Source organism: Pacificispira sp., from assembly GCF_965228185.1.
In the GTDB taxonomy this organism is placed as follows: Bacteria; Pseudomonadota; Alphaproteobacteria; order UBA8366; family Aestuariispiraceae; genus Pacificispira.
This window is the reverse complement of the sequence record NZ_CBDDHE010000002.1, coordinates 799,397-812,867: the sequence shown is the minus strand read 5'-3', so window position 1 is coordinate 812,867 and position 13,471 is coordinate 799,397. Positions and strand designations below refer to the sequence as shown.

The window sequence follows — 13,471 nt, the reverse complement described above, 5'->3', positions numbered from 1 at the left end:
CCAAGCGATGCGTTCCAAGATCAAGGATAAGGGGTCGGTAGAATGTCCGAAGCGGTCGAACGCGAAAGCATGGAATATGATGTGGTGATCGTGGGCGCGGGCCCGTCCGGTCTGGCCACCGCGATCCGTTTGAAGCAGTTGGAACAGGAAACCGGCAAGGAAATCGCCGTCTGCGTCATCGAAAAGGGCGCGGAAGTCGGCGCGCATATCCTGTCCGGCGCGGTGCTGGAGCCGCGTGCGCTGAACGAGTTGATCCCGGACTGGAAGGAAAAGGGCGCGCCGCTCGACACTCCGGCCAAGGACGACCATTTCCTGTTCCTGACCGAAACCCGGTCCTTCCGCCTGCCGACGCCGCCGCAGATGAACAATCACGGCAATTACATCATCTCGTTGGGCAACTTGTGCCGCTGGCTGGGTGAGCAGGCCGAGGCGATGGGCGTGGAAATCTATCCCGGCTTCGCCGCCGCCGAGATCCTGTATCACGAGGATGGCAGCGTGAAGGGCGTCGCGACCGGTGATATGGGCCGCCTGAAGGACGGCAGCGAAGGTCCGATGTTCCAGGTCGGTATGGAACTGCATGCCAAGCAGACCGTGTTCTCCGAAGGCTGCCGCGGTCACCTCGGCAAGCTGCTGATGGAGAAATTCGATCTGCGGAAAGACGCCGAGGTCCAGACCTACGGCATCGGGATCAAGGAATTGTGGGAAATCGATCCCGCCAAGTCGGAGCCGGGCAAGATCGTGCATACGACCGGCTGGCCGATGGATACGAAGACCTATGGCGGGTCCTTCATGTATCATCTGGAGGGCAACCAGGTTTCGATAGGCTTCGTGATCGGCCTCGACTACGAAAACCCGCATCTCTTCCCCTATATGGAATTCCAGCGCTTCAAGCATCACCCGGCGGTGAAGAAGGTGCTGGAAGGCGGCAAACGCATTTCCTATGGCGCCCGCGCCCTGAACGAGGGCGGGTTCCAGTCGATCCCGAAACTGACCTTCCCGGGCGGCTGCCTGGTCGGTTGCGAGGCGGGTTTCCTGAACGTGCCGAAGATCAAGGGCACCCATACCGCGATGAAGTCCGGCATGACGGCCGCCGAAGCATTGTTCGAGGCCCTGACCGGCGAGGGTGAGGCCCCGCGCGAAATCACGGCCTATCCGGAGGCGCTGAAAAAGACCTGGGTCTGGGACGAGCTTTACAGCGTCCGCAACATCCGCCCGTCCTTCAAATGGGGCTTCTGGCCCGCCTTCTTCTACTCCGCCATCGATACGGTGCTGTTCCGGGGCAAGGCGCCCTGGACGATCAGCCACCACGGGCCGGACCACAAGTCCCTGAAGCCGGCGGATCAGTGTCCGAAGATCGACTATCCGAAGCCGGACGGGGTGATCAGCTTCGACCGCCTGACCAATGTTTCCTTCTCGGGCACGAACCATGAGGAAGACCAGCCGGTCCACCTGACGCTGAAAGACGCGTCCGTGCCGGTGGAGGTCAATCTGGCGCAATATGACGAGCCGGCGCAGCGCTACTGTCCGGCCGGGGTCTACGAGATCGTCCGCGAGGATGACGGGTCGAACCCGCGCCTGCAGATCAACGCCCAGAACTGCGTTCACTGCAAAACCTGCGACATCAAGGATCCGACCCAGAACATCCATTGGGTCGTGCCGCAGGGTGGCGAGGGCCCGACCTATCCGAACATGTAGGTCGGATGAAACGTTTCGGGAAAGGCGGCCTCCGGGCCGCCTTTTCTTTTGCGAGGCGTCCAATTTGCGCTACCCTTTCGGCAGGCGCGGCCCGTGCCTCCTCCCTCCGTCCGGGAAGCAGTCGAACTGCAGGGTGCATGATCTTTCGAACCGACCATTTCGGGCCGGGCGCATAAGGAGGGATTGCGGCACCGGTCCGGAACTGGAGGTTTCCCGATGCGTCTTTCCGCACCAATTTTCCGTCTGAAGCGCCGGGCGAAGCAGATTGCCCGCCAACACGCGATCCCTCTGCACGCGGCCCTGGACGACATTGCCCGGCAGGAAGGCTACGAAAGCTGGTCGCTGCTGGCGGCAAGGGCCGCGCAGGCCCGTCCCGTTGCCGATCATCTCTCCCGTCTCGATCCAGGCGACCTGCTGCTGATCGCCGCGCGGCCGGGTCACGGCAAGACCGTCCTGGCGCTGGAGCTTCTGGCCGAGCATCTGAAATCCGGCGGCCAGGGCATTTTCTTCACCTTCGAATACACCGAGGCGGAGGCACGGGCGCGATACGTTGCGGCGGGGGGCCGGGAATCCGACCTGAACGATGGCCTTTGGATCGATACGACAGATGCTCTCGGCGCCGACAGGATCGTCGCGCGCCTGTCCGATCTGCCCCATGGCTCTCTTGCGGTCATCGACTACCTGCAGTTAATGGATCAACGCCGCGATACGCCGCCGCTGGCCGATCAGATCGACAGTCTGCGGCGCTTTGCGATGGGCCGCGGCATGATCCTGATCTTTCTGTCCCAGATCGACCGCGCCTTCGAAACGGCGGACAAACCGCTGCCGGACCTGTCGGACATTCGCCTGCCGAACCCGGTCGACCTGCGGCTCTTCACCAAGGCCTGGTTCTTGAACAAGGGACAGTCGCGCTTCGAGGCGATCCATTAGCCCGTGAATAGGGTCGAAACGCGCGGCACCGGCGCTGTTTCCGTCTGAACCCGGTCCCGGCTGGGCGTCACGCCGAATCGGGCGCGGTATGCGCGGGAGAAGCTTGGCAGGCTTTCGAACCCGGTATCGGCGGCGATTTCGCCGACGGACAGGCTTGTCTGTTGCAGCAGGTTCTGGGCCCGGGTCAGGCGCAGAGTCAGGTAATGGTCGCCGGGCGTCCGGCCCAGGGCGCGGCGAAAGCGGCGCTCTAGCGTCTTCTGCGTGGTGGCGACCTGCGCTGCGATCCGCGACAGGGGCAGCGGAGCGTCGATATGATCCTCCATCACCCGCAGCGCGCGCGTGACCAGCGCATCGTCGCCCGGACCCGGGGCGGCATTGGCGCCCGCCTGGGCCAGTCCGGCCGGGCGCAGCATGTGGGCGGAGACGATCCGGGCCAAGTTGGGACCGCCGTCCTCCTCGATCAAAGCCAGAGCCAGATCCACGGCGGAGGAGGCCCCGGCGCAGGTCAGGCAGCGCCCGGCGCGCTCTACCGGCCTGTCGCTGACGGGGATGCCCGGGAAGGTTTCCGCGAAACCGTCGCGGTTGGCCCAATGGATGGCGGCGGGCCGGCCGTCCAATAGCCCAGCCCGGGCGAGGGTGACGCTGCCGGTCTCGACGCCGGCAATGCGTGCCCCGAACCGATGGGCGGCGCGCAGGAAGGCCGTCACCCCCTTAGCGTCGGCCAGGCCATAGGGATCGAAACTGCTGAGCGCCAGCACGATGTCCGCTTCGCGCGGGTTCAGACCGTCCAATGGAACCGCGTCGACGGCGATATTGCTGAATCCCCGCGCGGCGGTCCTTTCCGGGATGGCGACGGTCCAGCGGTAGACCGGCCGCCCCGATTGCCAATTGGCAACGAAGAAGGCGTCGGTCAGGACGGCCAGGGTCGTCAGGCTGAATCCAGGATAGACGATGAAGACGGCGCGTTGGGTCATTCGTCGATATTAACAAATATCGACACAATTTTGTCCATAACAGAAAAGTATGACGGTGCTTTCGGAGTAGCGTCCTGTCAGCCACGCATTTCCAACCGAAGGAGAGACGCCGCCATGGGACCGGAGAAAGCGACCGAATGGCATTGGGACCGCCCGGAAACCGCGCTGACGCTGCCGTCGCGCTATTACTATGACCGCGACATCTTCGAACGCGAGGCCGAGACGATCTTCTATCCGTCCTGGCACTGCGCCTGCCACGACAGCGAGATCGAGTCGGTCGGCGACTTCGTGAAGTTCGACATGCTGGATCAGAGCATCCTGATCATCCGCAGCGACGACGGGTCGGTGAAGGCCTTCTACAATGTCTGTCAGCACCGGGGCACGCAGCTGATCCAGGAACGGCGAGGCCAGATCCGCCGCATGATCGTCTGCCCGTACCATGCCTGGGCCTATAAGTTGGACGGTTCCCTTCGCGCCGCCCCGCGCAGCGAAACGCTGGAAGGGTTCGACCCGACGCAATACGGCCTGAAGCCCGTACGCTGCGAGAACTACGGCGGGTTCTGGTATGTGAACATGGACCCGAACGCCACCCCGGTCGCGGAGGAATTCGACGGTGCGGTGGAAGCGATGAGCCCCTTCCTGCCGGACCTGGAAAACCTGCGTTTCGTGGAGGAGGTCGACTATGTCGTCGACGCCAACTGGAAGGTGATCACCGACAACGCCATCGAAGGCTATCACTTCAAACTGTCCGGCCCGGTTCATCGGGAATTGGCATCGCTGATCGATTTCGACGGCTATACCCTGACGGCCAACGGCAAATGGTGGGATTTCAAGGGGCCGCCCCGCAAGGTGGAGACGGCTTTCGGTCATCCGGTCGCGGGTCAGCACTATCAGACCGACTGGTTCTACAATATCCAGCTCTGGCCGATGACGACGATCTATGCCTTCCCCTATGCCGATGTGGTCGGGACGTTCAATTCGATCCCCATCGGGCCGGAAAAGACACTGCTGCGCTTCGGCCATTACGCACCGAAATCGCGGGAGCCGGGCGACCTCAGCAAGGCGGCCATCGACTGGTTCAACACCCAGTTGGGGCCGGAGGATATCGATCTGAACCTCTATGTTCAGCGCGGATTGCGGTCCTTCGGCTTTGACCAGGGCCGTTACATGATCGACGCCGAGCGCGGACCCAACAGCGAGCACCTGCTGCATCACTTCCATGTGCTGATCCATGACGCCCTGACCGGGAAGACGCCCGCCCCGGCGCGCGCGGCGGCGGAATAGGCCGGAATGGGGTTCGAACCGGATTACATCATCGTCGGTGCCGGTTCCGCCGGCTGCGTTCTGGCCAATCGACTGACGGCGGACGGGAAGCATAAGGTCCTGCTGCTGGAAGCCGGTCCGCCGGATCGCCATTGGACCCTGCGCATGCCGTCGGCCATGGGCGTCGCCCTGACCCAGAAGCGCCACAACTGGGCCTACCAGGGTGAGGCCGAACCGGGGCTGGGCGGCCGGTCGTTGAAGCATGACCGCGGCCGCGTCCTGGGCGGCTCGTCCTCCATCAACGGCATGGTCTGCGTGCGCGGCCATCCCCGCGATTACGATACTTGGCGCCAGATGGGCTGCGACGGTTGGGGCTATGCCGATGTGCTGCCCTATTTCAAACGCCTGGAATCCTATGAGGGCGGGGCGGATGCCTATCGTGGCGGCGGCGGGCCGCTGCATGTCCGGCGCCCTTCGGTTACCAATCCGATCGTGGCCGCCTTTCTGAAGGCGGGCGAGCAGGCTGGCTACCCGGTCTCCGACGATGTCAGCGGCTATCTGCAGGAAGGGTTCGGCCTGCTGGACAGCACGGTCAAGGACGGGGAGCGTTGGAGTGCGGCCCGCGCCTTCCTGAACCCCGCCAAGGCCCGCGCAAATCTCAAAATCGAAACCGGTGTGCTGGCGCGGCGCGTTCTGTTCGACGGGAAGCGCGCCATCGGGGTCGAATATTCGGACGCTTCCGGTGCGATCCAAACAGCTTTGGCGGCGCGGGAGGTCATCCTGTCCTCCGGTGCGGTCGGTACGCCGCATCTCCTGATGCATTCCGGGATCGGTAAGGCAGCGGCTCTCAAAGCCTTCGGTATCGGGATCGTGGCCGACCGGCCCGGCGTCGGCGCCAATCTGAACGAACATCCGGATTTCGTGGTGAAAGTCCGCTGCGACCGCCCGCTGTCGATCCTCAATCAAGCCCGCTGGCCGGGCAAGGCGCTGGTGGGGCTGCAATGGATGCTGGGCCGCAAGGGGATCGGCGCGACCAATCTGTTCGACGCCGTGGCCTATCTCCGCTCCGCTGCCGGGGTGGATTATCCGGATATCCAACTCACCATCATGCCGATCGCCATACAGCTCGGCGGGGTCGATCCGATTCCGGAACATGCATTCCAAATTCATATCGGTTTGATGCGGGCCCATTCACGCGGCGAGATTACGCTGCGCAGCGCCGACCCGACCGACCCGCCACGCATACTGGTCAACTATCTGCAGGACCCGCGCGACCGGGAGATCATGCGCCGGGGGGTACGCCTGACCCGGGACTTGTTGGCGCAACCGGCTTTCGACGGTATCCGCCGCGACGAAATCTTCCCCGGCCCCTCGGCACAGGACGACGAGGCGCTGGACGCGAAACTGGCGGAGGCGGTGGATACGCAATGGCATCTGTCCTGCACCGCCAAGATGGGGGCGGAAAGCGATCCGATGGCGGTTTGCGATCCTTCTGGACGGGTCTATGGGGTGTCCGGCCTGAGGGTGGTAGACGCCTCGTTGATGCCGATGGTGGTTAACGGCAATACCAATTGCCCGACCCTGATGATGGCCGAAAAGCTCAGCGACGCCATTCTGGGTAACCCGCCATTGCCCCGAGAGGACGCGCCGATCTGGCAGCACCCGAATTGGGAAACGGCGCAACGGTAAGACCCTGTGCCTGCTTCTCCTGGATTCCCGCCTGCGCGGGAATGACGAGGGTTACAGGTTGGGCGGGTAGAGCCTGCGGGTCGCTCAATCATGGTCGGGTAATCCGCCTCGCATTTTTCCGTCATTCCGGCGAAAGCCGGAATCCAGGGCCCTGTGGCACATCGCGGCCTGTTTCTCTGGATCCCGGCTTTCGCCGGGATGACGGCTATCGAAAATGTTTGTCGTCCCCGCGAAGGCAAGGACTCAGGACCGCCGGCAGGAGGCCTGCCTGTTCTCCGGATTCCCGAAAAGCGCGGAAATGACGGGGGGCATAGGTTGGACGGGTAGAGCCTGTGGATCGGTCAGTCGTTGTCGGGTAATCCGCCTCGCATTTTTCCGTCATTCCGGCGAAAGCCGGAATCCAGGGGCCTGTGGCACATCCCGGCCTGTTTCTCTGGATCCCGGCTTTCGCCGGGATGACGGTTATCGAAAATGTTTGTCGTCCCCGCGAAGGCGGGGACGCAGGGCCGCCGGCATGGGGCCTGCCTGTTTCCCGGATTCCCGACAAGCGCGGAAATGACGGTAGCGAGGTCTCAGAGCGGTGCGGTTGCCGATTCGAGCCAGGCCAGCGCGTCCCCGTCCAGTTGCGGGGCAATCTCTGCGCGGACACGGTCGTGGTAGAGGTTCAGCCAGGCCCGTTCCGCCTCGGTCAACAGGGCGGTGTCGACCAGATTGCGGTCGATCGGGGCGAGGGTGATCGTCTCAAATTCCAGCAGCTTGCGTTCGGCGCCGGCCGGCGGTTCCGAAACCTCGCGGACGACGACCAGATTCTCGATCCGGATGCCGTATTCCCCGGCTTTGTAGTAGCCGGGTTCGTTCGACAGGATCATGCCGGGGCGCAGAGCCACCGAATTATGCGCCTTGGCAATGCGCTGCGGGCCTTCATGGACGTTCAGGTAGCTGCCGACGCCATGCCCGGTGCCATGGTCGAAATCCAGCCCGGCGCGCCACAGCGGCATACGGGCCAGAGGATCGAGTTGACTGCCGCTGACGCCGACTGGGAAACGGGCGGTGGCGATGGCGATATGGCCCTTCAGGACCAGCGTGAACCGCGCTTTCATTTCCTGGGTCGGCGTGCCGACGGCGACGGTGCGGGTGACGTCGGTCGTCCCGTCCAGATATTGCCCACCGCTGTCGACCAACAGCAACTGGCCGCTTTCGATGGGACGGTTCGTGCGTTCGCCGGCACGATAATGGATCACCGCGCCATTCGGGCCGGCTCCCGCGATCGTATCGAAGCTGAGCCCCCGGAAATGCTCACCGCCGGCACGGAACTGGCGCAGGCGATCGATGGCGCTCAACTCCGTCTGACCGCCCTGGGCGGCGTCGCTTTCGATCCAATGCAGGAAACGGGACAGGGCGGCCCCGTCACGCCGATGCGCATTGCGCGTACCGGCGATTTCGACTGCGTTCTTGCAGGCTTTGGGCAGCAGGCAGGGATCCGGGGCCTCGACCGTCCGCGCGCCGTACTGCGTCAGGCGGTCGAAGACCAGGCAAGGCGCGGTCGCGGGGTCGGCCTGGACGGTGCGGCCCTGACGTCCCAACTCTGCCAGGGCGTCGGGAAAAGCACTTTCCGGCCGGACCGCGATCTCGTTCCCCAATCGGGATTTCGCGTCGGGGGTCAGCTTGCGCTCGTCGATGAACCAGTCGACCGCCCCATCCTTGTGCAGCAGCGCGAAACTGAGCGGCAGCGGGCAGTTCGGCACATCACCGCCGCGCATATTCAACAGCCAGGCGATGGAATCGGTTGCCGTGATCGCCACCGCGTCGATGCCGTCGATATCCAGCGCCTTGCCCAAGCGGCGGCGTTTGTCCTCGGCACTTTCCCCCGCGAAGGCGACATCATGAGGCACAACGGGCGAGAGCGGGGCGGCCGGCTGATCGGTCCAGACCGCATCGACCGGGTTCGGCTCGACCCGGACCAGTTCCGCGCCGGCCCGTTTTGCGGCGATGTTCAGGTGCCCCGCGCCATGCTGGGTGTGCAGCCAAGGATCGAAGCCGATCTTGTCGCCGGGACCGAAGTTCTCCGCGATCCAGTCGGTCGCGGGTTCGTCGACCAGATGCCGAGGCTCGAACAGAGCGGTATCGACCTGGCTTTGCACCTGCAGCGTATATCGGCCGTCGACGAAGACCGCAGCCTTGTCCAGGCCGACGACCACGGTCCCGGCCGATCCGGCGAAACCGGTCAACCATTGGACCCGCTCGGCGCGCTGGGCGATGTATTCGCCCTGATACTCGTCGGTGCGCGGAATGACCAGGCCGGCAAGGCCAAGCCGGCGCAACTCGGTGCGCAAGGCTTGCAACCGTTCCGCCGGGGCCGGTCCGTCGCTGAATGGCGTGCCCAACGCCTCGATGAAACGGTGTCCGGCCGCGATCATCTTCTGCCGTGTCGCTGCGTCGGCCTTGGGGGCCATCAGGTCGGTCCAGCCGTCCTGGGCCTCGCGCGGGGCGGCGGCGACGCCGCGCAGGATAGCCTCAATCTCGGCCGGATCGCGCAGGATGTCGCAGGTTTTCAGAATTTCCTGAAGTTCGCTCAGGGCGGAGGCAGCGGTCATTGGGGCACCAATTCATTCGTAGAATGTTGAGAAGAAGCTATGAAGCCGCCGCCGGATTGGCAAGTTCGCCGCTGCGGGCAGGGCATTGTTTTCAGCCATGCGTCAGAAGCATGACGGGATTGCGTTTTGTTCACTCTACAAAGCCTCCGGTTATCCCCATATCCTTCATCAAGAGGAAGCGCTGCCGCCCTCCTCCCCCAATACTAGGCAGCGGCTTCCACCGGAGACCGGGAGAATTCCTTGGTTTCCGGCGCCTTCTCTGCAAGGCTGCGCCCCGTCTCCCCCTCCCCCGAGACGGGGCGCCTTAATTTTGGCCCCCTTTCCCGTCTTTCGATTTTCAATGTCCGCCGATTTCGGGACAGACTGTTTCCAGTCCTGGGCTTAATCGCCCGGTCTGAGACGCGATAGAGTAATTGCGTCAACAATCGAGGATGCCAACGGACATGACCCAAACTCTGCCAGCCCTTTTCATTTCGCATGGTCCGCCGACGCTACCCCTGGAGCGCCTCGCAGCCCGCGATTTCCTCACCGGTCTGGCAGCGTCGCTCCCCGCGCGCCCCAGCGCCATTCTTGCGGTCTCGGCCCATTGGGAGACGCGGAACCATGCGTTAACGGGCGCGGTCCGGCAGGCGGCGCTCTATGATTTTTACGGCTTTCCGCCGGAACTCTACGACATGACCTACGCGCCGCAGGGCGATCCCGCGCTGGTTCAAAGGGTAACCGGACTGCTGTCGGAGGCGGGCATTCCAGCGGGCGTGGATGGCGACCGGAACTTGGATCACGGCGTCTGGACGCCGCTCAGCCTGATCTATCCGGATGCCGATATTCCCGTGGTGCAATTGTCCCTCAGGGCGGGCAGTGACGCGCGGCACCATGCCAGGCTGGGGGCCGCCCTGGCGCCCCTGCGGGATGAGGGCGTCCTGATCCTGTGTTCCGGTAATGTGACCCACAATCTGGGAGAATGGCAGCGTCTGATGCGCGCCGGCATCACGCAAACGCCGGAATGGGTGACGTCCTTCCAGGAATGGGTGGCGGACAGAGTCGGTGCGGGCGACGAGGCGGCGCTATGCGGCTTCGCGGATCACCCGGAAGGGCGCCATAACCATCCGACCGACGAGCATTTCCTGCCCTTCTTCGTCGCAATGGGCGCAGGCGGCGCCGAAACCGGCCGCCGCCTGCATGACAGCGTGTGCTATACGGTCCTGGCGATGGACGCTTACGCTTTCGGCTGAACGCATACCGCTCTAGTTACCGCCTTCGCGTGAGGCCCAGGGATTGACGAAGGAGAAGGTGTCTGCAGCGAATTCGACACCGGTGGACGGGTTCTGCAGCAGAACGCGGGTCACCACGCCCTGGGCGTCGATCACGGTCCATTGCCGCAAGGCCAGCGGCTCTTCGTTGAAGGCGAGCGTCAGCGTTCCGGCGTCTTCGGATTCTTTCTGGGCCAGCGTGATATAAAGCACGCCGCTGTCGCGCGCCGCGTCGATGACGGTCAGGTCCTGGCCCAGATTCAACGGCTGCCGCAAAAGCATGTTGGCGGGGGTGAGCGCCAGGGGAATATGCGACACCTCTTCCAGATCCTCGTCGACGAAGATGTAGAAGGTGCCGTCGGCGACGATCTTGAAGGGAACCGGCGCGTCGTAATCGATCAGCATCTTGCCGGGCCGGTCGATTTTCACGTCGCCGCGATAGACGGTCCCGTCCATATTGTACTGAAGAAACCGCGCCTGCATCGTATCGACGCCGTCGAAATAGGCCTCGACCTCGTTCAACAGAATGCGTTGCTCTTCGGCACCCAGTGCCGCACCGCGTGTCGCCACGGCATTCGCGTTGGGGTCAAACTGTTGCGCGGATTGCGCCCAGACCGCGGTGCCGGAGGCGGCGATCAGGGACGCCGCGAGGACAATGCCCGACAGCGCCTTACGCGGAATGATCGCCGATAAGGACGTTACGTTTTCCAACATGGTTGGCCGCACTGACGACCCCTTCCTTTTCCATGCGCTCGACGATCCGGGCGGCCCTGTTATAGCCGATCTGCAGGTGGCGCTGAACGAAGCTGGTCGAACATTTGCCTTCCCGGGCGACCAGCGCAACCGCCTGATCGTAGAGCGAATTTTCACCGTTATCGTCGCCGCCTCCGCCGCCCATCGGGTTGCTGGCGCCGCTGACATCGGTATCGAAACCGCCTGTCATATCGTCTTCGTCCGTCACGCTGTCAACATAGGCCGGTACACCTTGGGCCTTAAGGTACTGACAAACCGCCTCAACTTCGCTGTCGTCGACGAAGGGACCATGGACGCGGGTGACGCGTCCGCCGCCCGCCATGTGCAGCATGTCGCCCTTGCCCAGAAGCTGTTCCGCGCCCTGTTCGCCCAGGATGGTGCGGCTGTCGACCTTGGAGGTCACCTGGAAGGAAATGCGGGTCGGGAAGTTTGCCTTGATCGTCCCGGTGATGACGTCGACCGACGGACGCTGCGTCGCCATGATCAGGTGGATGCCTGCTGCGCGGGCCATCTGGGCCAGCCGTTGGATCGACGCTTCGATATCCTTGCCGGCGACCAGCATCAGATCGGCCATCTCGTCGACTAGAACGACGATATAGGGCAGGGGGCTGAGATCCAGCGGCTCGTCTTCGAAGATCGGCTTGCCGCTTTCGGCATCGAACCCGGTCTGGACGCGCCGCGTGATGACCTCGCCCTTGCGGGACGCTTCCGTCACGCGCTTGTTGTAGCCCTCGATGTTCCGCACGCCTAGCTTGGACATGGCGCGATAGCGGTCTTCCATCTCGCGCACCGCCCATTTCAGGGCGACGACGGCTTTCTTCGGATCGGTGACGACAGGGGCCAGAAGATGCGGGATATCGTCATAGACCGACAGTTCCAGCATCTTGGGGTCGATCATGATGAAGCGGCACTGGTCCGGCGTCAGCTTGTATAGCAGCGACAGGATCATCGTGTTCATGCCGACGGACTTCCCGGACCCTGTTGTCCCGGCGATCAACAGGTGGGGCATGGTGGCCAGGTCGACGACCTCCGGCGCGCCGCCGATATCCTTGCCCAGGATCATCGGCAGTTTGGATTTGGACCGATCGTACGTGTCTGACGCGACCAGTTCGCGGAAGCCGACCATTTCGCGCCGCCCGTTCGGCAGTTCGATGCCGATCACGCTGCGGCCCGGAACCGTGGCAATTCGCACGGAAATCGCGGACATCGACCGCGCGATATCGTCGCTGAGGCCGATCACGCGGCTGGTCTTGGTGCCGGGCGCCGGTTCCAGTTCATAGAGCGTGACGACTGGGCCTGGGCGTACGCGTACGATCTCGCCCTTGACCCCGAAATCCTCCAGCACGCCCTCCAGCATGCGGGCGTTCTGCTCAAGCCCTTCCGCATTCTTGGCCTGTGCTTCCGGGTCCGGCTGGCGGTCGACCAGGATGTCGATCGGCGGCAGGTGGAACTCGCCGTCTTGCGGCGGCAGGTCCAGCTTGATCTGGCGTTCTTCCTTGGCGCGTTTCGACGGCCGCGGGGCTTCGGGCGTCTCGACCCGGTCGTCGCGCTGCGGGCGCGGGGCGGCGGGCGCGACCCGTGGCGGGGCCTCGCGTTTGACGGAGCGTTCCAGTATCGGCTCGACCCGGCCCGTATCGCGGGTCAGCAGGTCCTTCAATGCGGGCGCCAGCTTGTCGGTTCTGCGAACCAGGCCGGCCGCGCCGCGCAGGCCGGACCAGCTTTGCGTGCCCAGAGCGCGCCATTCGCCCAGCGTGATCCCGAAACCGTAGAGCGCGACCGCGGCAGCCGGGATTGCGACCGCAAGGCCGATCCAGGTCGGGTCGACGGGCGGCAGAACAGTCTGAAGCGCGCCCAGGCTCATGTCGCCCAGGAACCCGCCCAAACCGGCGGCGAGTTGCCAGGAGGCGTGCGGCGGCAGGGTGGCAAGCGCGAGCGCCGTCAGGACGGCAAGAACCGGTGTTAGCGCCAGGCGGATGTATGTCCGCGGCAGGGCACGGTCCACGACCAAGCGCCAGCCCCAGCCTGCGAGCAGCGGAAAGCCCAGGAACGCCGCCAGACCCAGGCTTTGCAGCGCCACGTCGGCGACCGCGGCCCCGTACGTCCCCAAGAGGTTGACCGGAATCCGGTCTGTCGCGGTATTCGGGGACGGGTCCAGCGGATCGTAGGAGATCAGGGCGGCCAGCAGGGCGAGGCTGAGGACGATCAATCCGACGCCGAGACACTCGATCCCGCGCTTGCGCAGATAATCCGTCGTTCCGGCCGGCAGAAAGGCAGGTTTTTCCTGTGTTTTCGCAACCATGGTCTCGTCTCGCTGTTCCGCGTT

The 13,471-nt window shown here is 64.1% G+C and carries 9 protein-coding genes; 5 read left to right on the top strand and 4 right to left on the bottom strand.

The window, feature by feature from the left end:
• The first annotated feature begins 42 nt into the window (after window positions 1-42).
• Window positions 43-1,695 carry an electron transfer flavoprotein-ubiquinone oxidoreductase gene (locus ACO06O_RS03805; RefSeq protein ID WP_421876417.1) on the top strand — a complete coding sequence of 551 codons (1,653 nt, stop codon included), beginning with the start codon at window positions 43-45 and terminating at the stop codon, window positions 1,693-1,695.
• A gap of 216 nt (window positions 1,696-1,911) precedes the next feature.
• Entirely contained in the window at window positions 1,912-2,625 is a 714-nt protein-coding gene (locus tag ACO06O_RS03800; protein WP_421876415.1) for a DNA helicase, read from the top strand.
• Here ACO06O_RS03800 and ACO06O_RS03795 read toward each other — a convergent pair.
• Window positions 2,622-3,599 (bottom strand): GlxA family transcriptional regulator, encoded by a 978-nt coding sequence (locus tag ACO06O_RS03795; RefSeq protein ID WP_421876413.1) that lies wholly within the window; start codon window positions 3,597-3,599, stop codon window positions 2,622-2,624. The two genes, ACO06O_RS03800 and ACO06O_RS03795, sit on opposite strands and share 4 nt — an antisense overlap.
• Before the next feature lie 114 nt (window positions 3,600-3,713).
• Between ACO06O_RS03795 and ACO06O_RS03790 the strand changes: the two genes are divergently transcribed.
• Together ACO06O_RS03790 and ACO06O_RS03785 are read left to right on the top strand one after the other, a co-directional pair.
• The gene (locus ACO06O_RS03790) at window positions 3,714-4,883 is read left to right on the top strand and encodes an aromatic ring-hydroxylating oxygenase subunit alpha (protein WP_421876411.1); all 1,170 of its coding nucleotides are present in this window, start codon (window positions 3,714-3,716) and stop codon (window positions 4,881-4,883) included.
• Between the two features lie 6 nt (window positions 4,884-4,889).
• Window positions 4,890-6,551, top strand: coding sequence for a choline dehydrogenase (locus ACO06O_RS03785; protein ID WP_421876409.1), 1,662 nt, complete (start codon window positions 4,890-4,892; stop codon window positions 6,549-6,551).
• A 572-nt stretch (window positions 6,552-7,123) separates the two neighbouring features.
• Here the strand turns inward: ACO06O_RS03785 and ACO06O_RS03780 are convergent.
• Window positions 7,124-9,145 carry an aminopeptidase P family protein gene (locus ACO06O_RS03780; RefSeq protein WP_421876407.1) on the bottom strand — a complete coding sequence of 674 codons (2,022 nt, stop codon included), beginning with the start codon at window positions 9,143-9,145 and terminating at the stop codon, window positions 7,124-7,126.
• Window positions 9,146-9,588: 443 nt separating this feature from the next.
• On the opposite strand from ACO06O_RS03780, the gene ACO06O_RS03775 reads away from it, so the two are divergent.
• Window positions 9,589-10,377: a DODA-type extradiol aromatic ring-opening family dioxygenase gene (locus ACO06O_RS03775; RefSeq protein WP_421876405.1), complete on the top strand. Its 789-nt coding sequence runs from the start codon at window positions 9,589-9,591 to the stop codon at window positions 10,375-10,377.
• Between the two features lie 12 nt (window positions 10,378-10,389).
• Here the strand turns inward: ACO06O_RS03775 and ACO06O_RS03770 are convergent, their stop codons facing one another.
• A complete protein-coding gene (locus ACO06O_RS03770) occupies window positions 10,390-11,109 on the bottom strand; it encodes a LolA family protein (protein ID WP_421876403.1) in 720 nt (239 codons plus the stop codon).
• Window positions 11,066-13,447, bottom strand: a complete 2,382-nt coding sequence (locus tag ACO06O_RS03765; RefSeq protein WP_421876401.1) for a DNA translocase FtsK 4TM domain-containing protein — start codon at window positions 13,445-13,447, stop codon at window positions 11,066-11,068. Before ACO06O_RS03765 ends, ACO06O_RS03770 begins: the two co-directional genes overlap by 44 nt.
• Between the last annotated feature and the right edge of the window lie 24 nt (window positions 13,448-13,471).